The organism is Blautia sp. SF-50, from assembly GCF_900101315.1.
In the GTDB taxonomy this organism is placed as follows: Bacteria; Bacillota; Clostridia; order Lachnospirales; family Lachnospiraceae; genus Blautia_A; species Blautia_A fusiformis.
This window is the reverse complement of sequence record NZ_FMUW01000002.1, coordinates 148581-174903: the sequence shown is the minus strand read 5'-3', so window position 1 is coordinate 174903 and position 26323 is coordinate 148581. Positions and strand designations below refer to the sequence as shown.

At 45.4% G+C, this 26323-nt stretch carries 22 protein-coding genes, 1 tRNA gene and 1 pseudogene; 3 read left to right on the top strand and 21 right to left on the bottom strand.

The window, feature by feature from the left end; all coding sequences use genetic code 11:
* Positions 1-32 precede the first annotated feature (32 nt).
* Complete coding sequence (locus tag BLP57_RS02070) at positions 33-446, bottom strand: RrF2 family transcriptional regulator (protein WP_015524747.1); 414 nt, start codon at positions 444-446, stop codon at positions 33-35.
* A gap of 341 nt (positions 447-787) precedes the next feature.
* Between BLP57_RS02070 and BLP57_RS02065 the strand changes: the two genes are divergently transcribed.
* Positions 788-2428: an ABC-F family ATP-binding cassette domain-containing protein gene (locus BLP57_RS02065; RefSeq protein ID WP_015524746.1), complete on the top strand. Its 1641-nt coding sequence runs from the start codon at positions 788-790 to the stop codon at positions 2426-2428.
* An 85-nt stretch (positions 2429-2513) separates the two neighbouring features.
* Here BLP57_RS02065 and ybaK read toward each other — a convergent pair whose 3' ends face one another.
* From ybaK to BLP57_RS02025, 8 genes are all read right to left on the bottom strand, one after another.
* Complete coding sequence (gene ybaK, locus BLP57_RS02060) at positions 2514-2993, bottom strand: Cys-tRNA(Pro) deacylase (RefSeq protein WP_092069000.1); 480 nt, start codon at positions 2991-2993, stop codon at positions 2514-2516.
* 23 nt (positions 2994-3016) lie between these two features.
* Positions 3017-4276 carry a DUF4203 domain-containing protein gene (locus BLP57_RS17560; RefSeq protein WP_059085598.1) on the bottom strand — a complete coding sequence of 420 codons (1260 nt, stop codon included), beginning with the start codon at positions 4274-4276 and terminating at the stop codon, positions 3017-3019.
* A gap of 49 nt (positions 4277-4325) precedes the next feature.
* Complete coding sequence (locus BLP57_RS02050; protein WP_242872538.1) at positions 4326-5534, bottom strand: transglutaminase domain-containing protein; 1209 nt, start codon at positions 5532-5534, stop codon at positions 4326-4328.
* Between the two features lie 85 nt (positions 5535-5619).
* Positions 5620-7626 (bottom strand): NlpC/P60 family protein, encoded by a 2007-nt coding sequence (locus BLP57_RS02045; RefSeq protein ID WP_242872537.1) that lies wholly within the window; start codon positions 7624-7626, stop codon positions 5620-5622.
* A 263-nt stretch (positions 7627-7889) separates the two neighbouring features.
* Positions 7890-8486 (bottom strand): zinc dependent phospholipase C family protein, encoded by a 597-nt coding sequence (locus tag BLP57_RS02040; protein WP_092068996.1) that lies wholly within the window; start codon positions 8484-8486, stop codon positions 7890-7892.
* A 194-nt stretch (positions 8487-8680) separates the two neighbouring features.
* Positions 8681-9301: a hypothetical protein gene (locus tag BLP57_RS17750; protein WP_173740492.1), complete on the bottom strand. Its 621-nt coding sequence runs from the start codon at positions 9299-9301 to the stop codon at positions 8681-8683.
* A gap of 91 nt (positions 9302-9392) precedes the next feature.
* Entirely contained in the window at positions 9393-10406 is a 1014-nt protein-coding gene (locus tag BLP57_RS02030; RefSeq protein WP_092068993.1) for a uroporphyrinogen decarboxylase family protein, read from the bottom strand.
* 54 nt (positions 10407-10460) lie between these two features.
* On the bottom strand, positions 10461-11861 hold the full coding sequence (locus BLP57_RS02025; RefSeq protein ID WP_092069167.1) for an MFS transporter: 1401 nt from the start codon (positions 11859-11861) through the stop codon (positions 10461-10463).
* A gap of 261 nt (positions 11862-12122) precedes the next feature.
* Between BLP57_RS02025 and BLP57_RS02020 the strand changes: the two genes are divergently transcribed.
* The gene (locus BLP57_RS02020) at positions 12123-13703 is read left to right on the top strand and encodes a PucR family transcriptional regulator (RefSeq protein WP_092068990.1); all 1581 of its coding nucleotides are present in this window, start codon (positions 12123-12125) and stop codon (positions 13701-13703) included.
* A gap of 21 nt (positions 13704-13724) precedes the next feature.
* On the opposite strand, the gene BLP57_RS02015 is transcribed toward BLP57_RS02020, so the two are convergent.
* From BLP57_RS02015 to BLP57_RS01980, 8 genes and pseudogenes are all read right to left on the bottom strand, one after another.
* Positions 13725-14507: an arylamine N-acetyltransferase family protein gene (locus BLP57_RS02015; RefSeq protein WP_092068987.1), complete on the bottom strand. Its 783-nt coding sequence runs from the start codon at positions 14505-14507 to the stop codon at positions 13725-13727.
* A gap of 15 nt (positions 14508-14522) precedes the next feature.
* Complete coding sequence (locus BLP57_RS02010; RefSeq protein ID WP_049946982.1) at positions 14523-15062, bottom strand: DUF2284 domain-containing protein; 540 nt, start codon at positions 15060-15062, stop codon at positions 14523-14525.
* Positions 15063-15078: 16 nt separating this feature from the next.
* Positions 15079-16779 carry an ASKHA domain-containing protein gene (locus BLP57_RS02005; protein WP_242872536.1) on the bottom strand — a complete coding sequence of 567 codons (1701 nt, stop codon included), beginning with the start codon at positions 16777-16779 and terminating at the stop codon, positions 15079-15081.
* A 91-nt stretch (positions 16780-16870) separates the two neighbouring features.
* On the bottom strand, positions 16871-17503 hold the full coding sequence (locus BLP57_RS02000; RefSeq protein ID WP_015524728.1) for a corrinoid protein: 633 nt from the start codon (positions 17501-17503) through the stop codon (positions 16871-16873).
* Positions 17504-17557: 54 nt separating this feature from the next.
* A complete protein-coding gene (locus BLP57_RS01995; protein WP_022426484.1) occupies positions 17558-18373 on the bottom strand; it encodes a methyltetrahydrofolate cobalamin methyltransferase in 816 nt (271 codons plus the stop codon).
* 326 nt (positions 18374-18699) lie between these two features.
* Complete coding sequence (gene metA, locus BLP57_RS01990) at positions 18700-19632, bottom strand: homoserine O-acetyltransferase MetA (protein ID WP_015524726.1); 933 nt, start codon at positions 19630-19632, stop codon at positions 18700-18702.
* Between the two features lie 91 nt (positions 19633-19723).
* Positions 19724-21685, bottom strand: a complete 1962-nt coding sequence (gene ligA, locus BLP57_RS01985; RefSeq protein WP_092068980.1) for an NAD-dependent DNA ligase LigA — start codon at positions 21683-21685, stop codon at positions 19724-19726.
* Between the two features lie 85 nt (positions 21686-21770).
* Positions 21771-22421 (bottom strand): annotated as a pseudogene (locus BLP57_RS01980) (pseudouridine synthase); the annotation flags it as partial.
* A 112-nt stretch (positions 22422-22533) separates the two neighbouring features.
* Here BLP57_RS01980 and BLP57_RS01975 point away from each other — a divergent pair.
* Complete coding sequence (locus BLP57_RS01975) at positions 22534-23070, top strand: N-acetylmuramoyl-L-alanine amidase family protein (RefSeq protein WP_092068977.1); 537 nt, start codon at positions 22534-22536, stop codon at positions 23068-23070.
* Between the two features lie 65 nt (positions 23071-23135).
* Here BLP57_RS01975 and BLP57_RS01970 read toward each other — a convergent pair whose 3' ends face one another.
* From BLP57_RS01970 to BLP57_RS01955, 4 genes are all read right to left on the bottom strand, one after another.
* On the bottom strand, positions 23136-24056 hold the full coding sequence (locus BLP57_RS01970) for an SH3 domain-containing protein (protein ID WP_022426066.1): 921 nt from the start codon (positions 24054-24056) through the stop codon (positions 23136-23138).
* A gap of 57 nt (positions 24057-24113) precedes the next feature.
* Positions 24114-24185: transfer RNA gene (locus BLP57_RS01965), tRNA-Arg, on the bottom strand.
* 207 nt (positions 24186-24392) lie between these two features.
* Positions 24393-25223 carry a hypothetical protein gene (locus BLP57_RS01960; RefSeq protein ID WP_021650909.1) on the bottom strand — a complete coding sequence of 277 codons (831 nt, stop codon included), beginning with the start codon at positions 25221-25223 and terminating at the stop codon, positions 24393-24395.
* 34 nt (positions 25224-25257) lie between these two features.
* On the bottom strand, positions 25258-26322 hold the full coding sequence (locus tag BLP57_RS01955; protein WP_092068974.1) for a DUF6077 domain-containing protein: 1065 nt from the start codon (positions 26320-26322) through the stop codon (positions 25258-25260).
* Position 26323 lies beyond the last annotated feature (1 nt).

Below are 26323 nucleotides of genomic sequence, written 5' to 3'. Positions count from 1 at the left end.
CTCATACGCTTATCCCAACTCACATCCGGGAATCACTTCTCCTCTTTTCCGAAAAGATCCTTCATGGATTTCCGACGGAGCATTGTCCACAGCTGATCCTGGATCTCCTGAAGCTCATCATGTGCATGGCAGGGAACTCCGTCCTGTCCGTTCCTTGGACACTGATATGTGCCGTTCAGGCACTCAATGATGGACATATCCGGATCGATCGCACTGTATATCTCATATAATGACAGTTCTTCCGGATCTCTCTTCAGCGCGTAACCGCCATGAACTCCGCGGTATCCTTCCACGAGCCCTGCATTCTGAAGCTTCTTCAGTATCTTGTATGCAAAGGGTGCTGTGATCGATTCCCTCTCACAGATCTCGCTGACGCTCAAACGCGGCTCCCACATCAATGCGCGGATAACCCGCATCGCATAATCGCTTTCTCTGGTGATAAACATTTTTAACCTCTCTTCTGTTCAACTAAGCTGCTGATTTATGATAGTTTCCGCATTCCATCCGATCTGCCACGTTCCTGGGTGTTTCTGATGTGCCAGAGAGCCGGATATCCATATCCCCGGAATACTTCATTACCACATACGACAGTATAACCCATTTTTTTATATAATAAAAGGTTATTATTTTCCTGTGATTCATAGTAATCCCCTGTTTTTCCTTTATTTAGCCGAAAAAAGGAAAATACAGCTTGCAAATTTTTCAGTTTACGGTACAATAGGAAACGATTGTAATGCTTTCGTATGTAATTGAAACGATATTTATTTAATGAAAAAAGAGGTATGATATGATTTCAGCAAATAACATCACACTGCGCGTTGGAAAAAAAGCGCTGTTTGAAGACGTTAACATCAAATTTACAGAGGGTAACTGTTATGGATTGATCGGCGCCAACGGCGCAGGAAAATCTACATTCCTCAAAATCCTTTCCGGTCAGCTTGAGCCTACCAAGGGCGACATTGTGATCACCCCCGGTCAGAGACTTTCTTTCCTACAGCAGGATCACTTCAAATATGATGCTTATCCGGTTCTGGATACTGTCATCATGGGTAATGAAAGACTCTATCAGATCATGAAAGAGAAAGAAGCCATTTACGCAAAGGAAGATTTCACAGACGAAGATGGCATCCGTGCCAGCGAGCTTGAGGGTGAGTTTGCAGAGATGAACGGATGGGAAGCAGAGTCCGATGCTGCTACTCTTCTCAACGGTCTCGGAGTCGACACTGAGTTCCACTATACACAGATGGCAGACCTTACCGGTAGTATGAAGGTCAAGGTTCTTCTTGCACAGGCTCTTTTCGGAAATCCTGATATCCTTCTTCTTGATGAGCCGACCAACCACCTGGATCTTCCTGCTATCGAATGGCTGGAGGAGTTCCTGATCAATTTTGACAATACGGTTATCGTAGTATCCCATGACCGTTATTTCCTGAACAAGGTCTGCACACATACTGCTGATATCGATTATGGCAAGATCCAGCTTTATGCCGGAAACTATGACTTCTGGTTTGAATCCAGCCAGCTTCTGATCAAGCAGATGAAAGAGGCCAACAAAAAGAAAGAGGAGAAGATCAAAGAGCTCCAGGAGTTCATCTCCCGTTTCAGCGCCAATGCTTCCAAATCCAAGCAGGCGACTTCCAGAAAGCGTGCCCTGGAAAAGATCCAGCTGGATGACATGCGTCCTTCCAGCCGTAAATATCCATACATCGACTTCCGCCCGAACCGTGAGATCGGAAACGAGGTCCTCATGGTGGAAAATCTGTCCAAGACCATTGATGGAGTAAAGGTTCTGGACGACATTTCCTTCACTCTTGGTCGTGAAGATAAGGTTGCCTTTGTGGGCGCCAACGAGCAGGCCATCACAACCTTCTTCAAGATCCTTACAGGTGAAATGGAGCCGGATGAAGGAAATTACAAATGGGGCGTTACCACTTCCCAGGCATATTTCCCGAAGGATAACACACAGGAATTCGATAACGACCTTACTATCACCGACTGGCTGACACAGTACTCTGAGATCAAGGACGCAACCTACGTCCGTGGATTCCTTGGCCGTATGCTTTTCCCTGGTGAGGATGGTGTAAAACGTGTCCGTGTTCTTTCCGGTGGTGAAAAAGTTCGCTGTCTTCTTTCCAAGATGATGATCTCCGGTGCCAATATCCTGATCCTTGATGAGCCAACCAACCATCTGGATATGGAGTCTATCACAGCACTGAACAACGGACTGATCAAATTCCCGGGAGTGATCCTTTTCACCTCACACGATCACCAGTTTGTACAGACAACTGCAAACCGCATCATGGAGATCCTTCCTAACGGCAAGCTGGTAGACAAGATCACCACTTACGACGAGTATCTTGCCAGCGACGAAATGGCCAAGAAGCGTCACGTATTCCAGGTTAACGAAGAGGACGCACAGGATAACTAAATCCCATGCTTCTGTAACAAAAAATCTCCCCTGCTTCCGCCTTTACAGGCAGTCAGGGGAGTTTTTTTATCTGTTTTATATGCGCTTACTCCATGGTGATCGGAGCAAGCTTGCCCTGTGTTACATCCAGAAGATCTTTAAGCGGTACCTTCAGGGTAAGGCCTACTCTTCCACCACTTACATAGATCTCATCAAAGTTTTCGGCAGACTGGTCAAACACCACCGGATAATTTTTTTTCATTCCAAGAGGGCTGCAGCCTCCGCGGATATAGCCCGTGATCTTTGTAAGATCCTTTACATGGATCATATCTACTGTTTTTTCGCCTACAGACTTTGCGGCTGCCTTACGGTCCACCTCTTTCTCGATCGGAACTACAAACACATAGTAGCAGCCGCTTTTCCCTTCCATGACCAGGGTCTTAAAGGACTGATCATGAGGGGCTCCTGTGATGTCTGCACAGTGGATCCCATCTATGAACTCTCCACAGTCATATGCGATTGCTTCATATTTTACTTTTTTTCGATCCAGCATTCTCATCGCGTTTGTTTTGGCTTCTTTTCCCATTTCTGTCACTCCTCGGATTTTTCTCAGTTGTCTTTCCACTCATCAAGCTCATCCAGATCCTCATCATTCATCAGATCCGGGTCATTCCTGTAATTTCCATATTCTTCCTGCTCATCAAAATCCGCCATATTTTCAATATCCATCCGGCGTCTTTTCTGCTGCAGTTTTTCAAAATCTTCATAGCTGTCCCTGTTTTCCGACTCATCAAAACGATCATAGTCTTCATGATCCTCCGGATCTGCATAGCGGGATCTGCTTCCCGTTCCTGCATTCCTTCGTTCCCTGGTGCTGCTGCTCTGGCTGTATCTGCGGCCTCTTCTGTCATCCGAAGCATAATTTCTGTCGGAGGTTCTGTTTCTGCCGGAGGTTCCGGAAGTGCTTCTTCTTTCAGTGGAACTGCCTTTGCTGTTTCTTTCGCTTCCGGATCTTTTTCGGCTGTCTGCATAATTTCTTTCTCGTCTGTCAGAGTTGCGTCCTTCTCTGTCAGATGGTCTGCGGGAACGTCTTTCACCCCGGCTTTCCCGGTCATCGTTTGCCCGGTTTTCGTATGTATATCTGTGATCGTCCCTGTTACGGTCAGAGGTGTATTCACGACTGTTTCCTCTACGGTCCCTTCCTGCCGGCTTCCTGGTCTCCTCCGGCAGAGTTCCATCGTCGTCATCCTCTTCTTCGTCATCTTCCTCATCGTATCGGTCTTTGTTGATGGCGAACTGGATCAGCATACCAAGGATCGCAATTCCCGCTGCCATACCGACGCCATATGGAAACTGCGCCAGCCCTGCGATCTTTGCAATGGATAATCCTGCCAGAACACCACCCAGTATACTGGTTCCGACAATGATCACTCCTTTCGCATAACGCATAGCAAGTACTCCCAGTCCCACGCCGATAAGGATGCACAGGAAAAAAGAAAAAGAACTGGTCGGATGGACCAGATAGATACTCAATGTTATTCCGATACCAAATCCCAGTACAAAGATTCCTGCCCTGTAGATCAGAAACGAAACAACAGCCAGTACGATCCCCAGTCCCGCCATGGCACCTGCGATCACCATTTTATCCTGAACACCGGACATATAGGTTACACCAAAGCCGGCGCCTGCTCCGATGATAAATCCAAAGATCATCATCCAGAACCGGAGGATACGATATCCCAGGATACAGTTCAAAAGCCCGAAAACGCAGAGCACTCCATATACGATCACCATCAGCTGGCTGATCTGTTCCATACCTCCTGCTCTCTGCAGTATGTCAAATCCTCTTGACAACATATCCATATTCATAACTTACTCCTCTCTTTCCAAAACCTCCGGAAATCTTCCCGAAGATGTTTCAGAAAATAAAATATATGGTATAAAAATTATCCATCACTCCATAATGATACTCCACCTGACCAAGTCCGTGAAGTTTCATATAATACTGTGCCACATTCTGTACCACGCCATCATCCAGCAGTTCCTGACAGGCTTCGGAAAAAGCTTCCTGACTGCCAAACTTGAAACGCACTACAGCCGCACCATTATCCAGTCTCATCTTACAATAATCATATATGTCCTGCCAGCTGTAATCTTCAAAGTACCCCTGGTTCAGCACATAAAAATCCAGATCCTTCGCAGTACATGCCGGAACTGTCAGTTCTTCCGATGGTGTATAGGTTTTTTCATATTCTTCCGGGAAAGGGCAGAGATAATCGTAAATGATCGTCTTATGTTCTTCCAGCTGTGCGGCATCTCCATTTAAAAAATCCGGCTGATCCCCATTGGTAGCATCTACATAATAATACTCCTGGCCTATTTTTACAATATCCCATGCATGACCCTCTGTACTTCCTTTTGTGCTTCCGTCCACATAAATACAGGGAATATCCAGCCTTTCCAGAAGATACTGGACAGCTCCTGCATATCCGGCACAGACTGCGGATTTTTTCCAGAAAACACCTGCTATGCTCTGATCATCCTCCCCGGTCTGATACTGGGTATGGTCAATAACATACGTATAAACAATGCGTACCTTCTCGTAGTCACCGGCATCCTCCGGGATCAGGGCTCTGACCTCCTGAAAGCTCTGCTCCATGGCCGTCTGTATCTCATCGATCTCGCTGTCTGTATAAGTATAGCCCGGAGTAAAAACGCAGTAATCACTGTCTGAATACGTAGTTTTGTAGATTTTTTCACGATTGTGGACCCAGAATATCTCCGGGTGGTCTTTCAATACTGCATGATAGCTTCTGTCAATACTGTCATCATCGGAGATCGTCAGATAAAACTCCTTTTCCCGGGCACGGATTCCTTTCAGCAGCTCCCGATATACTCTCTGCTCTTCTTCCGTAAGCTGTTTGAAATAATATTCCTGATGCCCTTCTTCGCTCTGGGCAACCTCCATCTGACGCAGTTCCTCTACTTCCTTTGGTTCGCCTGAAATAATGCTCTTTGCTATGGAGCGGATCTGACCCAGTGCCCCTGCCGAAGCGCTAAAGGGCTGAAGGATCACTGCAGCTGTAAGCACTGCGGCTGCCATGGGGCAGAAATTTCTTTTTTTCATAATATCATGTCCTATGTCTGAAGCAGCGATTGTAAGAAAGGGCAGCCTCCCGTGGGAGACTGCCCTTATCTTCAATCGCTGTCCCTTAGTTTTCCATTTCCAGTGTTTCTACATCATCATCAAATGTATCCACTGCATCGTCCATGGTCTCCTTATCCAGAGTCAGCGTCTCAACTTCATCTTCTTCCTCATCCTCCTGCAAAGCCCTATTCTTAAAATCTGCAAGAAGGTCACTGGAAACAGTATCACCGGATGCCAGTGCATCCTTCAGTGCATCAGATCTAACCACATCCGTGAGGAGCTTTTCTGCACTCTCCTCTGTCAGAACATCATTCTCTGTAGTTGTGGTCTCATTTTCCTCCGCTGTTGTATCCTGATAGAAAGATGGCTTTCTGATATAACGGAAGCTTGCACTGTATGCCTCACCAACCGTTACACCATTCTTGCTTGAGGAACAATGTACTGCGATCCAGTCGCCGGAATCCGTCTTTCCGCACAGGATACCAACGTGGTTGTTGCTTCCTGCTTCCGGTCCTCTCTGGAATACCAGATCTCCTGGCTGTGCATCTGCTTCGCTGACAACACCGGCCTTCTCCCACTGGTCAGAGGTTCCGTCTCCAACTGCTGCCTGCATTCCCTGATCCTTATATCCATTAATCACTGCCCAGGTAACAAAGCCGCTGCAGTCCAGACCATATGCACGGAGCGTACCGGAGCTTCTGCTGCCGTCTGCAGATACCTTCTCAACGGATCCCCAGCTTGGATCTTCTCCGATCACCGTAGATTTACCGCCCCAGAAATATCCGACCTTACCAACCAGTGAATACGCTGCGGTGATAACATCTACACGATCCTCAGAAACATTGTCTCCCACGCTTTCACGGACAAAGCCTTTGGATGCGGTAACTACCGCACAAAGAAGCTTACAGTCTGTTTCCACATATTTCTTAAGGACGCTTCTGTCTTCCTTTGCAATATTGTTCTTCTTGATGTAGTAGTTGATCTTGCGATTTCCGTAGGATATCTTGGTAATATCCTGCTTGTCCCTGACGATGGGGTTCATCTCCGCAAAGATCCTTGCCAGATCATCCTTGCAGGATGCATCCAATGTAAATGACGTTGCTCCTGCTTTGCTCTTTTCGTAAATATAAACAGCAAGGATATCCTGCCAGTTTCTTACCAGAAGTGTATTCTCCGTATCGGTAAGCTTGTTCTTCTCTTTATATTCTCTTTCGATCTCTTCCATTACAGAAGCAAAATCATCAGAGAAGGCCAGATGATAATTGCTCTTAAGACTATCCAGATAAAAATCCTTGCCCGCATGGAGATTGGATACCATATTTGTCACATAAACAGGATCTCCGATCTGTGTTGCTGTGGCGTTATTTCCATCTGTGATCTCTGTATTCTTGTTATCTTCCGTGCTGCTATCATCTTTTTTGTTGTCTTTTTTGTTATCACTGTCGTTCTTGTCGACAGCTGCAAGCTTGGCTTCTGCCTCAGTCAGGATCTTATAATTCGTAACCTTGGCCTTTTCTGTATTAGACAGTGCCTCATAAGCTGCACGTACGCTATCTATCTCCGCTTTATCTGCTACTGTGATCGTTCTGCCTGCCAGTGCTTTGATCTTCCGGATCACCGCCTGTACCTTTGCAGAGTCATCCCTGGCCGGTGTTTCCGTCGGTGCAGGTGTTGCGGTTGGCTCCGGCGTTGCCGTTGGTGCAGGTGTCGCTGTCGGTTCCGGTGTTGCCGTTGGTGCCGTTGGTGCAGGTGTCGCTGTCGGCTCCGGTGTTCCCGTCGGCGCAGGTGTTGCAGTTGGCTCCGGTGTTTCCGTCGGCGCAGGTGCCGGTGTATCTGTTGGCTCCGGCGCTGTAGTTGGTTCCGGTTCAGGTGCAGCAGTTATTTCCGGTTCTGCCGGAACTTCCGGAACTTCTGGCTCCGGTTCACTTACCTCGCTCCCGTCTCCTGAAACACCTTCCTCAGCAACAACATTATCTGCTTCCTCGGCGGCTTTTACTCCGGTTGGAACTGCCAGTACCATAGCTGATAACATCGTGATGCAAAAAAACTTATTCAGGTACTTGTTCTTCATATTTATTAAGATGCTCCCTTCTTTCCTTGAACATCCCTTTACTTCCCCTATAATAAAGGTCTGCCTTAAACCGTTTGATAACTTAAAGTTTAATTCAATTTATTTTAGCATACGAAAATCGTGAAATCAACTGTTCTGGTAGGATATCCCCTTCAATTCATCTATTTTTCACTTTTTATTCACATTTTTGTAAGATTTTTTAGAGTTTACCATAACGTAAAAAAGCCACAGTGCTCTCACACACTGCGGCTTTTTATATACTGTCAGACAATCACTGCCGGCTGTCCGCCCATATGAAACTGTTTTCTGACACAGAGCTGAAAAATCCCCTGTACAACCTGATAGCACACCCGAAGGATAAAACGGATGTCATCGGCAATGCACCGCGGGCTTTCCAGATAATATGCATGACGCTCACGGATATATTCCACAAGTTCCTCAAAGCTTTCAAACTGCTTCGCTTCTTCCAGCTGGCTGTCTGCTGCGCCGCTGAGGATGCATTCTCTCAGGCGGTTTTTCAGCTCAGCTTCATAAGAATTATGTGCTGCAAGATTTCCTTTGTATGTTTTGTTATGAGGAAAAGTAAAATAATCAGCCATATAATGCATGACCTCACCGAATCTTCTCCAGTATACTCTGGCATTCTCTTCCTCCGGGTTCTTCTCGACAAGCGCCCTCATCTTATTCTGGAGGTGATCGAATGTTCCGAAAAACTCATGTCTGGTGGTGAGAAACGATGGTTTCAGATCAGGCATGATATTGCCCAGGCAAAACGCTTTTCTGTGCTGTTGGAGACTGTACACCTCAGACATCTGGTCAGCCAGGTATCTGCCTAACAGTATATGTGATTTTTTACGCAATTTTTTCCCTCTTCCTTCTTTCCTGATCCAGATCCTGACCGGTCAACAGTAATTTGGTTCCGCCCGGTCCTCTTCTGGGATCCATAAATCATCCGTTTACCGGAACCAACTTTACTATAGCACTGTTTTTTCAAATAATCAAATAAAGATTATGTAAATTTTAATCCAGATCAAAAAGCTGCCGCTGCTTCAGATCAATAGATGCCCAGACGGTACTTGTCTTCGGTTCTCCGTAAAGATAAACCGTGCTGGAAACCAAGCAGCATATATAATTCACTTTTTGTTCCAATCCCTCCATCAAGTCCAACACTGTTGTGCGCAGCTTCAACCAAGGTCTTTGCCCTATCTTCAGTAACTCCTCTGCCACGCATCTTTTTATCATGCCAGATCTTTCGGATCCCATTTACTCCAAGCGCGATCACATCTTTTGGCAATGGTGCTTTTTCAAGCACTGCCAGGCCGCTTATTGCATCAAATCGTGTGTATAATCCCAGATATTCCGGGAAATGTATTGCAAGCCATCTCTGAATCCTGTTTGCAGATATGTTGTGCTGCTTCATGATCCCGTCACGGCTGTATACCAGGTCTCTTATCAGAACTGCAATCTTTTTATTCTCAGTCTTAAGTGTCTCTGCCCAAAGGCTGAAAGAATTGAACCCTTCCAGATCGTTATGAAAAGAAAAAATACGTTTTGTAAGTTCGCGTCCTCTGTTATCAAAAGCTCTTGCATAATGTATCTGGCTTCCTATATCAACTCCGACAACCATTGTTGAATCTGTTACTTGCTCAATCTTTTCATTCTGTGTATAATTCATTTGGAACCTCCAGTGCTTGATTGTTTTGTTTACATCCGCCAAGATGCAACTCAATCATACCTTGAGGTTCTTTTTTATTCAATTGGCGCTTTTAATGAATTCCATATACCTCTTTATTATATTTTTCAATCTCGTCATCAATAATTGAATCTACATGAGGAAACAGACAACCGGGACCTCCATAGGTAATACATGGAATGAAATGTCCGTGTGGTGCATACTCCTCACATGCTCTTCTGACCTCCTTGCGGATCTCTTCTTCTGTGGAATCCACACGGTCTACGATCGAAGCATCGATTCCGCCCATAAGTGTCATTCTTCCGTTCAGCTGTTTCTGGAGCTTCGGAATATCATTCTGCGGAAGTGTTCCCTGCCAGATGTCAATCCCAAGATCAACCATATCCTCTATGATCGGTTCCATGAAGGAATCTGCGTGATGCATGATGATCACTCCATGGTCTTTCATATATTTATAGGATCTTTCATACTGTGGTTTGATAAATTCTCTCCATGTGTCCGGACTGATGAACAGGGACTGCTTGGAACCCCAGTCATCGTGGGAAAGGATGATATCCGGGTGGAGATTATCAACGATCAGCTTTGTAAGCTGAAAACGGTACTCCCCAATGGCATTGCAGAGATCCATCATATCCTCCGGCTCAAGAAGGAAGTTCACCAGCATATCCTCAAATCCCATCAGGAAGTGAAGCCTCTCAAAAACACCTGTAGGCATAAATGCCATGAAAAGGCTTCCTGAATCCTTTATCTCCTGTGCCTTCTGTTTAAATGGTTCCCATAAAGCCGGATCCGAGCACTGACCGACAATATCCGGGATCACCAGCTGCTCTTTCCATTCTGTGATATCATCAATGACCTTATTGTCCTCTGTTACATGTGGCATTGCAGCCAGCTGTTCCTGGGGCCAGAGGATCTCAGTTCCGAAAAGATCCTTCATAGGCTCCATACCACGGTGACGGTTTCCACGCACATAATTATTTGCCGGGTTCGGCGGGTAAAAGGTCGCACCCTCATACTGTCTCAGAAGTCGTTCCGGCCTGCCGTCCTTTTTTATCGTTTCAAGTAAAATCTCCGATGCTTTCAACATAATGCTTCCTCCTTTATTATCCTGTGATCTTTCAAAATACCCGATCACTTATCTTTATGATCTTGCGTCAATCTCAGCCTGATACTGAAGAACCTTTTCCTTTGTGATCTTAAATCCAAACACCAGAAGTAGAAGACCTACCAGACAGAAAATAGCCGGAACAAGTGCAAAGGAAATCGTCATTCCCTGACGGGCCGTTCCCTCAAGAACAACTCCAGATTTCCAGCCTACCGCCACAAGACAGGCGCTGAGAATCGTTCCTCTTAAGAACACGGCAATCTTCAGCGGAAGATTCTGTAATCCCATGATCCATCCGGATGCATCTTTTCCGCTCTTCCATGTTGCATACACTACAGTGTCCGCATAAAGTGCGGGTGAAGCTGCAAAAGCCATACCATAGAAGAACTGGGCAAGTGTCATAAGAGCGATCACTGTCATTGCATTTCCATAGAAAATATATACAAGGAACAGTGATACTGCCATTCCTGCATAAGCAATGATCATAGTTGTACGGGACGATATTGCTTTTGCAATGTATCTCATGGAAAAAGCTCCGATGATGGCACCGATGGCAACACAGAGAAGATAAGTGGTCATCAGTCCCGGATTTCCCATTGCATCCCTGAAATAGTAAATAGCAGATGCTGCTGTTACAAATTTCACACACCATTTTGCAAGGTCTGCCAGCATCAGGACCATAAGAGGCGGATTCTGAAACAGGGAAGCAAACATCTCTCTGATCGTGATCTTTGTTTTGTCATTTTTCTTTCCTGCTGTTTCCGTTTCAATCTCTTCATAGCCTTCCGTCATCTTGAAATGGGCAAAATAGGTTACGACCATCAGAATACCCAGGCAGAAAGCTGCTGCTGCAAATTTATTTTTCTCACCGACATATCCGGCAAGAAGTGTTGCAAATGGAAGACCCATATAGGAAAACAACAGACCGCCTATGTTATTCCAGGTTGCCCTGGAGGATGCAAGCGTTGCTTTGTCTTCCGGTGTTTTACCAACAATACTGATCAGGGTTGCATTGGCAACATAGCTGAAATTCCATGCCACATGAGATGCGATGGATGCGGCAATGATCACCACTGCCGAAAGCCATTCATTATCACTGACACGTATGAACATGAATGCGTACAGAAACGGCACCATCCACGGAACCATGATCAGCCAGGAACGATAACGCCCCCATTTCTTTGCTTTTGTGCCATTGATGATTCCTCCGTAAAGCCAGGACAGACAGGCATCAACAATGGTAAATACGGAATTGATCACACCAGCTACACCAGCTGCAAAACCAGCCAGATCCGTCAGAAATGTCATAAAGTAAAATGTCTCGATATTACTCATAAGAACAAATCCGGCATCACCAACACCAAAGAAATATTTCAGGGCATTTGTAAGACCCTTTTTCTGTTTCGGATCTTGTTTCGGTATTTCATTTTTACTCATTTTCTTTCCCCCTTCGCTGTTTTTTGTGGGACCGGCCATTTCCACAACTTCACGTTACCTTTGATGATTACAGTATAGTTGTTTTTTTCTTGTTCGTAAATCCGCACACTTCTTCATTCTTTCTTCAATGCTTCATACTTTTTGTACAGTTATTATTGTAAATATGCACAAATAATTTTCCATCCGTTTTCTTTTTATTTTCCGTCTAATATGTTATAATTTCCTATAAATACAAGGCTTTTATGAATTGGAGGAAATATTTTGAACAAAAGAGAGCATTTCGTGAATAGCCTGCATACAGGCTTCCATCTTAATCTCCAGATCATTGCTGACGATTTTGCGGAGAAAAAAGAGGATGTTTCCATCCTCTGCCGTGAAGACCCCCTGACGCTGGATGGTCTTCGCATATATCAGGCAGGAGCCCTGCTAAAGCCATGCTACCTTTATCTTGTCTTCGGCAATTCTCTTTCCGAAAGCTTCCTGCGATACCAGAACATCGCATTTGTAGTGGTGGGCTCCGGTGATCTTTCCTGCTTTTCCGAAAGCTGCAGGATCCTTCACATTAAGGGAACCCTTTCTTTTTCTGAGGTCTTCAACCAAATACAGCAGACCTTTGACAGATATTCTGACTGGGACAGTAAACTCCAGCTTGCACTTGGAAGTATCGATCCGCTGAATGAGATGCTGGAAGCCAGTCTGGATATATTTCATAATCCGGTTTTTGCCCACGACACCAACTTTTATATCCTTTCTTCTCCCCGGCACGTAACCGGTATGTCCGAATGGGTCCATGACCAGCGTACAGGTAGACTCATCGCACCTTTAAGCCTGATTCAGGATTTCAAGCTTGATGCCGAATACCAGCGCACACTTATCACCCACGGCGCCAATATTTATTCCGAAGAGCTCCGCGGTTACCGTATCCTCTACATGAATCTCTGGGTCAGCGGCAATTATCAGGGCAGGCTTTGTGTAGATGAGCTCCAGACGGAGATACAGCCCGGACATTTTTCTGCTCTTGAGTATCTTGGCTCCTTTATCGAGCTATGCATCCGTCGGCACAATCTGTTCCAAATCTCAATGGGAAATGACTCCCGGCAGTTCTTCACGGAGTATCTTTCCGGAAAGCTCACAGAACTACAGGCAGTTACCGATCAGATCCAGTATCTGAACTGGAATCGCCATGACCGGTATCTTGTACTTCGTCTGGAAACCCAGCAGCAGGATGACCGTATGCACTCTTCCATCGCCACACTGGGACACATTGAAGCCCAGATCCCGGAAGGTCTGGCTTTTACCTATCAGCAGGGAATCGTTGTGATCGTTAATCTGTCCTTTAAGCACTCTGTATCTTCCGATGTTATCAGTTCACTTGCGATCATCCTGCGCGAAGGGCTTTTTAAAATGGGAGTAAGCTCTGAATTTCGTGATTTTCTCCTGATCCCTCAGGGATATATTCAGGCTGTTTCCGCCTTGCGCCTGGGCAAAAAAAGTCAGAGCATGGCCTGGTGCTATCATTTTGATGCTTATCTTCTGGAATATATGCTTTCCCAGATCAGCCATCAGATCAGTCCCGAGCTTCTGGTCTCTTCACGGCTGGATGCACTGCAGAATTATGACCGAAAAAACAATACTGAGCTGTATCACACACTCAAGGTCTATCTGGAGCATGAACGCAATTCTCTTCAGACAGCCCGTGAGCTTTTTATACATAGAAGTTCCCTGACCTACCGTCTGGAGCGCATCCAGAAACTCACAAAGGTTGATCTGGATAATCCGAAAGACCGGCTTCTTCTGCAGCTCTGCTTTCTTCTGCAGGAAAAGGACCAGACTGTCACCTGACAACCTGGTCCTTTTTTCTGCTTATATCTGTAAAAACTCCAATCCGAAATAATGTTCCATCCATAGCCTGATGGTTTCTTCCGAATCGCTTATTTTCGTTTCAATGAATCCATCTTCCTTCTGGATTGTAAGAACATCCCCGGTCAGCGCAACACTTCCTTCCGGTCTGCAGATGCTCACCACTCTTTTTCTGGTAATTAATACATCTGGAGATTTTGCACAATAGAAATTCAGCAGTTCAAAATCTGCTTCTACTGTAGGAGTCTGTGAAAATCTGAGTATTGGCAGATATTTTTCTTCTTTCCTTCGTTCAACAAGTATCTCTCCGTTTGTATTTCCCGGCTTCATGTTAACACGGTACCATCCGTTTTTTTCTCTGTGGATACCATCCTTCATAAGAACCGGCTTCTTGGGTCCGGGACCTCCGTATCCTACATCACAGTAATAGCTTCCTTCCTCAAAAATAACAAGGGTTGCCCGGTGCAGGACCGGCGGAAGCTCTTCCCGGTTCCACAATATCCTTACCGCCACAGGGATCACACGGAAATCCAAAGCTTTTAGAAGCTCATAAAACAATTTATTCAGCTCAAAGCAATATCCGCCTCGTTTTCTGACAATGATCTTCTCATAAATATCTTCCCACCTCAGAGAAGGAATCCTTTCCTCGTCAAAAATTTCCAGATTTTCAAAGGGAATACTGCAAAGATGAAGGTCCATTATCTTTTCCAGACATTTTTTATTTGTTCTTAATTCACCCTCATATCCGATCCTGTTCAGATATGCCTCCCGTTCTCTGTCATTCATTTTTTCACTCCTGTTCTATTCAAGAAGATAGCAGCTGGTATAGGCGATCGTGCAGGGACCATAATAGTATTCCAGACCATTTGCCTGGCATACCTGTGTTACCAGCATTCCATAGGCTTCCATCGAAGAAAATGCCTGTTCGGGGAAACGGCATGGAGCATCCGGATATGTACACGTTTTACATTTTGTGCAGCACCCGGCCCCTATGGGGAGCATGCCCGGCCATCTTTCTCTGAGCATTTTTTCAAATTCATAAAAATTCTGTTTATGAACCGCTTCGGTCTCCATCATCGTCTCTCCGTCCAAAGGATCCTCCAGTTTCCCCACTGTCTGGACAATAATGCCTTCCCTGTACTTTTCTATCTTTTTTCTGCATACTTCAAGATCTCCGCATCCGGGAGGACAGCTCCAGCGTTTTGCATACATATGGCAGGTATTATTTTTGCACATTTCCCTTACCTCCGGCATAAGCTGGATCGAATCGCTCTTCAGAAGCGCTACATGAGAAAATCCTGCCTTTTTTCCCATTTCTTCCAGTTCTTTTATATTAAGCATATCCATTCTCCTCGCATTACGGAAAGCATAAGCCATCCACAAAACAGTCCTGGAACTCCGGCGAAGCTGCCAGCTCCACAAAATCCATATTTTTGACAGTTCGATCCATTTCTTTTCTTTCCTCTTCATTCAGGAGTGCGATCCTGGCACCTTCTCCGGCTGCATTTCCCACCGGCTGTATCCTGGGCAGCAGCTCAGCCGGGAACATCCCGATCGCTGCCGCACTTTCCGGATTCATGTAATTGCCGAATGCACCGGCAAGATAGACCCGTTTAATATCCTTTTCTGTGATCTCCAGTCTTTTCATAAGAAGAAAAATTCCTGCTGCGATAGCCGCTTTTGCCAGCTGCACCTCTCCGATATCCTTCTGTGTCAGATAAACGCCCCTGTCATTTCCCGACTTTTCCGGAGGTACCAGCACAAACACTCCTGCCTTTTCCTGGCCACTTTCCAGATGACCACTTTCATCAATAAAGCCAGCCAGGTACAGCTGTGCCACAAGATCGATCAGACCTGAACCGCATAAGCCTGCCGGAGCCTTATTTCCTATAGTCGTGTATTCCCATTTTCCATTTTTGTATACTACATGATCTACTGCTCCTGCTCCTCCACGCATCCCGCACTCGATCTTTGCACCTTCAAATGCCGGACCGGCAGCTGTTGAACAACAGGCTAATCTCGTTTTATTTCCAAGGACCATCTCCCCGTTCGTTCCAATATCGATCATAAGGCTGATCTCGTTCTGCTGATCCTGTCTGAGCGTCAAAATGCAGCCACAGGTATCTGCCCCTACATACCCGGCTATATCAGGCAGCATAAGCAGCTGCCCCTTTCTGTGGATATGGAGCCCATATTGCTCTGCATTCAGTGTAAGCTCCTGACTGATCGCCGGATTATATGGTGCATGGACCAGCGATGCCGGAGAAATCCCAAGAAAAAGATGATGCATGCAGGTATTTCCTACCACAGATACCTGACAGATATCTAATGTGCTTCTTCCTGCTTCCTCTGCCAGTTCCTGGAGCATTTCATCAACCGCATTCCGTATGCAGCCGGTCAGCTGCTCTACGCCATGCTCCAGAGCATGATCCGCCCGCATGATCACATCTGCGCCATACTGAGTCTGTGGGTTCATTCTACTCTTGAGAGCCAGCTGTTTCCCGGTCAATGCATCCATAAGATAGCCAACCACCGTCGTGGTACCTATATCAAAAGCCGCAAAACAGATTTTTTTCTCTTCTCTGCTGATATCCAGGATCTCATTTCCTGCACAGATCACATACCATTCTTCTGCTTCTTTTCTGCAGCCGTAAAGCTTCGATGCAATTACAGTATCAGGCAGAACAGGTTTTTCCACATCCAGCTGTTCTGTCAGCCGCTCCCATTCAGAGCGGTTGTCTCCTGTCTCCGGTTTCTTAAGAATCACTTTTTTCTGTTTCAGATCAGGCCTGAACGCAACCGGTCTCTGCATTCCTTCTGTAAGGATCTCCTCTTCCTGGCATCCGGACAATGTATCTACTTCAAGGTCACTATGGATTTCCGTCTGACATGCAAGCACCATGTGATCTTCTATTTTAACACGACATTTCCCGCACTTTCCCCGGCCTCCGCAGGGTGCATCAGGAACCAGCTTTGCTTTTCTTTCCGCCTCAAGGATCCTGGTACCCGGTTCCACCAGGATCTCCTTTTCCTCCCTGATAAATTTTATTCGGTACATTTTCATCCCTCCGATGGTCACTGTAAAGCAAAAGCCGCTCTGCCGTCTATGCCATGCACAGACAATACAGAGCGGCCCGTTTTATTTTCCCTTATGCTGCCAAAGCTTTTGCAAGAACTGCTGCGCTTGCTGCATCTTCTGAATATCCATCTGCGCCGATCTCATCTGCAAACTCCTTCGTGATCGGTGCTCCTCCAACCATGATCTTAACATTGCTTCTGAAATCTTCCGCATTAAGTGCTGCAACTGTATCTTTCAGAGCCGGCATTGTAGTTGTGAGCAGCGCTGAAAGTGCAATTACCTTAACATCCGGATTTTCTTTGTAACATTCAATAACCTTCGATGCAGGTACATCAACACCGAGATCAATAACTTCAAAGCCGGCACTTTCGATCATCATCGCAACAAGATTCTTTCCGATATCATGAAGATCTCCTGCTACAGTAGCGATGATAAGTTTTCCCATACTTCCTGTAGCGCCGGATGCAAGATGTGGTTTCAGAACCTCAACACCCTTTTTCATTGCACGGGCTGCTACCAGCATTTCCGGAACAAAGATTTCTCCGTTCTTAAATCTTTCACCTACAACAGCCATTGCATCGATCATGCTGTTAAGAATCTCTGTTGCCTCACAGCCTTCATCAAGAGCTGACTGTACAGCTGCACCTACAAGTTTTGCTTTTCCTTTTTCTACCAATTCTGCTACTTCTGTGATTTTTGACATAATCAAACACCTCCGCTTTTTATTTTTTATCCGCATTCCGCATATGCGTTTTATTTATTTTTTTACAGGTCCGATCAGACCTTCTCTGTATGCTCCGATGTATTCCATACAGTAATCATCCAGGCCAAGCAATGCCTCTGTTGCATATACAAGTCCAAGCATATCTCTGTTTGTAGGATCCATGATCGCACTGTCAAGGCCGGCATTCATTGCAAGTACCAAAAATCCGAAATTGATAAGCTTACGCACCGGCAAATTGAATGAAATGTTGCTGATTGCCGCTGTAATGTGGATCATCGGATACTGTTTACGGACATTTGAAATTACTTCCACGTTCATCGCAATACCATCTTCAGATGTACAGAGCATCTCAACCAATGGATCAATATGGATACGATCCGGTGAAATTCCGTACTCTTTCGCTTTTGCCATGATCTTGTCAAATACCTTCAGCCTATCTTCCGCACTTTTGGGGATACCTGTATCATCGCTTAAAAGTGCGATAACCTGCCACCCTTTGTTTTCAGGCTGTGCCATGAGAGGAAAAATCTTATCGATCTTATCCCCTTCACCGGATACAGAGTTAAATATACCCGGTTTTCTGCAGAATTTGTAAGCTTCTGTAAGAACATCTGCGCTGGGACTGTCTACGGAAATCGGAAGATCTGTCACTTCCTGAATACAGTCGATCATCCATTTCAAGGTTTCTACTTCTTCTGCTTCCGGAACAGATGCGCAACAATCGATATAGCTTGCTCCTGAGTTTGCCTGAGCAAGTGCCCGCTGCTTGATGAATTCTGCATCTCTGTTTGCGATCGCCTCCGCCACAGAGGGGATGGATCCATTGATTTTTTCACCTATGATTATCATATTATTTATCCTCCCGTTAACATATTCTGGCCTGCATCAAGAATTGTTACTGTTCATTCCGTTCTCAGTAACACGCTTCGCAGAATATTACCAATGAACAGTAACCAGGAATTCTTATTTCAGTTCCATGTCTTTCATATAATGATTGTATCAAAATAAATGCAAAAAACCAGCCGCATTTCATACCATAAACATTGCATTTATTCCTACATTTTGTAGGAATGTTTTTTAGGAAAGACCTTCGTAAGTAGCAATCTAAAATAAGCCCATAAATCATAGCTTTGTCTACGATTTATGAGCTTATGCTAATACTTATTTCATATTCCTTAAATTTCCCTGAAATCCGGTGTCCCGTACAGGTCATACGGAGTACTCTGGTATACGTAATAATTCAACCAGTTCGTATACAGGTTGTTGGCATGGGCCCTCCAGGTGAGGAGTGGTTTGTTGTTTGGATCGTCATCTTTGTAATAGTTCTTCGGGATTTCAATAGGCAGACCCTTGGCAAGGTCTCTTTTATATTCGCCATCCAAAGTCACGCGGTCGTATTCCGGATGTCCCATAACAAAGATTTTACGTCCTCCCTCTGCCATTGCAAGGAACAGACCAGCCTCTTCGCTTTCCGCCAGGACCGTAAGGTCTTTGCATGCATGGATATCTGCAATAGGAACTTCTGTGTGTCTGGAATGCGGCGCAAGAAATACATCATCAAAGCCCCGGACCAGCGGGATCTTACGGTTCAGTACCCTGTGCTGGAAAAGTCCGAACATTTTCTTATCCAGAGGTTTTTTCTCCAGGCCATAAAAATGATAAAGACTGGCCTGCGCTGCCCAACAGAGAAAGATCGTGGAAGTCACATGCTTCTCAGTCCAATCCATAATCTCAGTCAGCTCATTCCAGTAATCCACTTCCTCAAAAGGCATCTGCTCCACCGGTGCTCCTGTGATGATCATTCCATCAAATTTACGTTTCTTTATATCGGTGAATGTTTCATAAAACTTGTTCAGATGGCTGAGAGATGTATTCTTGGCTTCATGGCTCTCCACAGCCATAAATGTCACATCCACCTGCAGCGGTGTATTGGAAAGAGAACGCAGAAGCTGCAGCTCTGTTTCTTCTTTCAGCGGCATCAGATTCAGGATCAGAATATGGATCGGACGGATATCCTGGTGCATGGCACGTTTTTCGTCCATTACAAATATATTTTCTCTCTCCAGGATCTCCTTTACCGGAAGATCCCCCTGTGTTTTGATCGGCATTGTTTGCCCTCCTTATATATGAAGCGTCTCTTATAAAGGAGCCGCTCGGCTTTTTTCTTCAGATAAAAAGTATCTCCAGTCTGTACGGCCTTTACTGCACTCCGGCAAGTTTCCGAAAATCTTCTTCTGAAAGGATCGGAATCCCCAGTTCTCTTGCCTTTTTGTTTTTGGATGAATTGGACTGGATGTCGTTATTGATCAGATAATTGGTCTTTTTGGTAACTGAACCGGTAACCTTGCCTCCCAGGGATTCGATCAGCTCTTTGGCCTCACTTCGATTTCCAAAGTGCACCAGACTTCCTGTGATCACAAAATTCATTCCTTCAAAGATCTGTTCCTGTTTGGGACTGTCCTCCTGAATATGAAGAAAGCTCATCAGATGATCCAGGCGGCGATCATTATCCTCATCCCTAAAATAAGCTACCAGATTTCCGGCAATGACCGGCCCGATGGTATCAATATCACTGACCTCTTCCAGACTGGCATGACGTATCCTGTCCAGATCATTGTCAAAATGGCGGCAGATCACTTTTGCATTAGCCAGACCGATATTTGCGATCCCAAGACTGTAGATCACTCTTGGAAGTGTAGTCTCTTTCGCCCGTTCCAGACTTTCCATAAGATTATCATAGGATTTCTGCCCAAAGCCTTCCATTTCCACGATCTCATCTTTATACCGGCTGATCTCAAAAATATCGCCAAAGTCATGGATAAATCCCCTGGCAATAAATTTCTCCAGTGTTGCCTCGGAAAGTCCGTCGATATTCATGGCATCCCTGCTTGTAAAAAGGCCAAAGGATTTGATCTTCTTGGCCGGGCACCCCGGATTGACGCAGAAAAGACATTCCACATCGTTTTCTTTCTTCACTACCGTTTCCTGTCCGCAGGCCGGGCAGGTATGCGGGATCGATGCATTACCGCTTCCGGTCAGATTTTCCGCGATCTGAGGAATGATCATATTTGCTTTGTATACACGAATGGTATCTCCGATCCCCAGTTTCAGTTCCTTCATGATACTGATGTTATGCACACTGGCTCTGCTCACTGTGGTGCCTTCCAGTTCCACCGGCTCAAAAATTGCTACCGGATTGATCAGTCCGGTCCTGGACGGGCTCCACTCAATCTCCAGAAGTCTCGTATCACGCATCTCATCGGCCCATTTAAATGCCATGGCGTTCCTTGGAAACTTGGCCGTAGTTCCCAGAGATTCTCCGTAAGCAATATCATCATACAATGCCACAAGCCCATCTGACGGAAAATCATTGGTCGTAACTGCTTCCGCAAAGTAATCCATCGCTTCATCCAGAGTTTCCGCTGTGACTTTTCGATATTCCACAACCTCGAAGCCCTGTTCATTCAGCCACCGAAACTGCACCTCCCTGGAATTCCGGAAATCCACGCCTTCCGCACTCACTAAAGAAAAAGCATAAAACCGTACGTTTCTCTTCGCTGTAATTTCGTTATTCAGCTGGCGGACAGAACCACTGCAGAGATTTCTGGGATTTTTGTATTTGGCATCTGCATCTCCGATAGTTTCGTTGATCTTTTCAAAATCCGAATAAGTAATGATGGCTTCTCCGCGAAGTACCAGTCTCCCTTTAAAAGAAATTTTCAGAGGTATGTTCTTAAATACTCTGGCATTATTGGTAATAACCTCTCCCACAATACCATTTCCTCTGGTAACTGCCTTTATAAGCTCTCCGTTTTCATAGGTAAGCACGATCGTTAAGCCATCCAGCTTCCAGGATAAAAGTGTAGAATGTTCCCCGATAAACTCTCTCAAAGCTTCTCTCTCTTTGGTCTTATCCAGAGACAGCATCGGTCTCTCATGTTCCTCCTTGGGGAGCTGCTCCACTGCCTCATATCCTACATTAACGGTTGGACTGTCTGCCAGAACGATCCCTGTTTCTTTCTCCAGTGCGCTCAGAGTGTCGTACAGGGCGTCGTACTCCACGTTGGACATAATCTCCCTGTCTTCCTGATAATAGGCCCTGGACGCTTCCCGGAGCTTTTCTCCCAGCTCTTTCATTTTTTTTATGGATGATTCGTTCATGGCTTCCTCCCGTCCTTTTTTCTGATTTTTCGGAGGAAAGCATCTCCTCCAGTTCTTTTCGTTCTTCCGGCCGGATCTCACGATATTTCCCCTCTTCCAGGCCATCAATATACAGATTCATGATCCGAACACGTTTCAGTGTTACGACTTTATATCCGAAATATTCACACATACGACGGATCTGGCGGTTCAGACCCTGGGTAAGGATGATACGAAAACTGTTTTTCCCTGTTTTTGTAACCTTGCAGGGACGTGTGACCGTATCAAGGATCGGCACTCCGCCGCCCATACCACGGATAAATTCTTCTGTCACCGGTTTATTCACGGTCACCTGATATTCCTTTTCATGGTAGTTCCCCGCCTTCATGATACGGTTCACCAGATCTCCTTCATTGGTAAGGAGAAGCAGTCCTTCGGAATCTTTATCCAGCCGTCCTATGGGATAGATCCGCACCGGATAATCCAGATATTCTGTTACTGTTACCTCTTTCCGCTGCTGCTTGGTACTGCAGACAATCCCTTTTGGTTTATGAAAAAGAAGCAGGATCTTTTTTTCCTGTTTTTTTACAGGCTTTCCGTCAATACAGATCTCCGCATCCGGAAGGATCTTCATTCCTGTGGAAACCAGTTCTCCATTAGCAGTAACTCTCCCCGCTTCTGTCAGTCGGTCTGCCTCTCTTCTTGAGCAGACTCCTATATCGCTTAAATATTTATTGATTCTGATTTTTTCGTTCATTGTTCTATTATATATTTTTTCCCACGTGTTCGCAACCGGTTATTTTTCTTGTATTTTCTTTCTCATTATTGTATGATAAACAGAAATATACTTAAATATCAGGAGGAAAAACATGTCAGAGCATACTCCACGTATGAACCGGCTGCTGATCTTTGTCGCTGTTTTCCTGTGTCTGATCTGCGGTATTCTCTTTACCCAGTCATCGGCCGGTCCTTTTGAAAGCAGCAGTACTTCCGTAGTTTCCATAAATACCAGCGATATTTCGGCTATTGAACCAAGTTCAGATCGCGATCACCATACAGATGCATCGATATCTTCCGGCGCTTCCTCACCTTCCGCCACACCGTCTCCTGTTCCCACAGAGATTCCCGAAACAGAAAAGGTTTCGCCGGAGGCAGAAAACGGAGTCTGGACACCGGATGGCACCAACTGGAAATTTATGGTTGACGGAACCGCCTACACCGGATGGCTTACCGACACAGATGGTCATCGATATTATTTCAATAAGGACGGAATCATGCAGACCGGCTGGATCACCCTAGGCAAAAAACGTTATTATCTGGACGAAGACGGAATCATGCAGACCGGAACCATCACCGTAAATGGAAAAAAATACTCATTGGCAGCAGACGGTTCACTCAAAAAATGATCTTTCGTTATATCAGGGCAACAAAAATGCAGGTTCTTCCGGAACCTGCATTTTATTAACCCTTATTATTCTAACAGACCACTATAGACATAACCGGTCTGTCCATCATAATCAACCTGTATCCAGTCGCCTTCCTGCCCTTTCTTTTCAACTTCCGTTCCTGCAGAAAAACCACCGATAACCTCACCCTCTGAATCTGCGGAAGCACGAACATTACAATCCTCTGTAACTGTAAGCATTGTTCCTGCATCTGCGGAAGCACTGGCATCTTCACCAAGGCCCTGAAGGAATTCTGCCAGAGAGGGATCACTCTCCTGCGCAGCTTCATAGTCCGTCTTTACCTTTGTGATAAGCTCCTGCACATCCTTCTCAGATTCCAGTTTTTTCACATAGGCACTGATATCTGCATCGTCATCAGCACCACCTTTGATCTTCAGATTGCCGTCACTGCCCGTCTCCACATAAAACTGGCTCAGTGCCGGAACCGGAGTCTCAATTCCAGTACAGATATAATTAAAGACTACATAAACGACATACGAATCGTCCGTCAGTCCCTTCTTAGCGTAAACATTCTGTACCTCATACCCATCAATATAATCCCTTGAATTAATCTGCGACTCGTCAGCCGGCGTAAATCCGTCCTCAATCGTCTTAAGTGTTGCAATGTCTTTTTCCCCAAAAGCTTTATAATAGCTCTGAATCAGCTCGGTTACTTCCGTGCTGGCTTTTTCCATGGTTGTCTCCGCATCCGTATCTGCCGCGGAACTGGCGTCTTTCTTCTCGTCTGTCTCCCCATCATTTGCCGGAGAAGAAGGATCATTTTCCTGGTTACTTTGGGCTGTTGTCTGATCTTTATTGGAATTCCCCTTCTTACCTCCAACACAGGCGCGAACGCCAAAGATCAGAACAAGCACGATCACCAGAATGGCTCCGCCTAACATAAAATAGCGAAGGTTATCTGATAACCATTCTCTGAAATCATCCAAGTTCTTGTCCTCCTTATCATAACAACACGCCGGAACAATTCCCACTGTTCCGGGTAACACACCTGAAGGGAATCGAACCCCCGCACATGGTACCGGAAACCACTGCTCTATCCACTGAGCTACAGGTGCATAATGAAAAACATAACTTCTAAATTCAGGTATGAAATTATCAAAGTAGGTTTACACTGTTTATGATTTTAACACAAATCCATGAAATTGTAAAGATTTTTTTAAACAGTACATATTCATCACACATTTTATGGTTGCTGTTCACTCCGTTCTCCGTATCATTTTACGCACTTTAGTCATTTTTTCAGGCCAGAAGGGCGAATATATTCACCCTTCAAACCTGTATACCACATATTTTTCTGTCTGCGCAATAGGGGTACATCCTGCCTGACGGATATAGTCATGATTTGTAAGATCTACCGGAAGAACAAGATAATCGGTTTCCGTTCTTTTCAATACCTGCCGGAACTTATCGATCCCTACATCCATCTGATAACTTATCACATCCATGATCACTTTCTGGATCTGGTAGGCCTTGCTGTTTTCGTAGTTTCCTACCACAGTACTTCCTGCACGATACAGGATAAAATTACGATCCAAAACAAGGATCAGTGACGGATCATACTGTCTAGCCACCAGATTCAGCTCATTGTCAAAAACAACCTTGGGTTGTTCTTTATCGCAGTCCTGATGGATCACATCGCATACTGAGCGCAGCTCATTCGGGACTTTATAGATGTTTTCCGCCATCACATAATCTTTTGCAATGCCGGGAACAGGTGTCCCCGTAGTGACGATCACTGCCGCAAGGATCAGCGCTGTTACAGCCTTCAGCCATCGAAACCTTACCGCTTCTACGATCCGTACAGCATAATAGGCAGCACCCGGGATCACCGGAAGGATCCAGATAAAGCGATAATATTCACTTTCAAAATGTACCTTTGGTATCACATATTTTACAAGAACCGGATTATATACCGTAAGTGCCAGAAAGACTAGATAATACAGGAACACTCTGGATTCTTTTCTCCTGCGGTAAAAAATATCCCAGAGTATACCTGCCAGAAAAAATACAGGCAGCATACAGCCACTCCAGTAATTTTCCATACAGATCTGCACAAAACGCAGTCCCAGTTCTTCGATCGTTACTCCCGCCATTTTCTTCTCCTATCTATGGTATCTTCCCAGTTTCCTATGATGCCGGAAATGCGATCCATCCAAGCTTCGCCGAAAAATAAACCAGGGCATACAAAAATCCCGGCAGCATACAAAGCGCATAGGGAATCGCGTAGGAAAGCTTTTTCTTCAGCACCATCACCGGAAGGATCGCCGTACTGACTACTGCAGGATAAATAAGGGAGGATCCTGAAAACGTCAACGCACTGACTGCAGCAATGAAAAGCAGCACCCAGCTCTCTTTATTTCTGCCATCTTTGTTGAGCCAGAGCCGTATACTTACCAGAAGCGCTGCCGGAATGGAAATATTTGCCAGCAGGGCCTTCCCTTCATAAACCCGCATAAACGCAAAGGTTCCTGTTGTATAGATAGAAAAAGAAAACAATTGCATCAGACACACAAAAAGAACCATCAGGTCTGCTTTTTTTTCATCTCCACGAAAAAAGCTTTTTCCGATCTGGTAGATCAGAAGATTGATCATCAGCATGTTGATCACAGACATCACGACCTTGGACTGAACGATCGGGTGGATGCCCAGAAGGACACACCACACCGCATTGTTCATCGGATATGCAGAAAGATCATAGCGGAGATTAAAATTTCTCTGGATAACACCGGTAAGCGGACTGTATCGGGCAAGAGTGTCTGTATACACGGAAGTGCTTACTGCACCAATGTAATGTGTTGCATCTGCAGTAACGTCCTGATATGCAGCCACCAGAAAACACTGCAGGATCACTGCCGCAGCGGTCAAAAGCAGCAGCAGTGAATGCTTCCGAAATGTTTCTCCTATCCGGTCCAGCTGTCCCTTCCAAAGTTTATGCGCAAACAGACATGCTGCCAGTACACAAGCTGCCATGATCACCATCCACAGATACGAAAAGGTACTCAGTTTTACCCATTTCAGTGTCATAGGAACTGCAAGTATCTCAAAAGCCGCAAAATACAGAAGATATCCCAAGACCAGTTCCATGGTTACTTCCGCCTTCATTTTCAGTATCCGTGTCAGCAGACTTCCTGCACAGAAAAATACCAGCAGCTCCAGGATCAGTCCGGCAATTGCCAGTATCAGCTCCTGCATT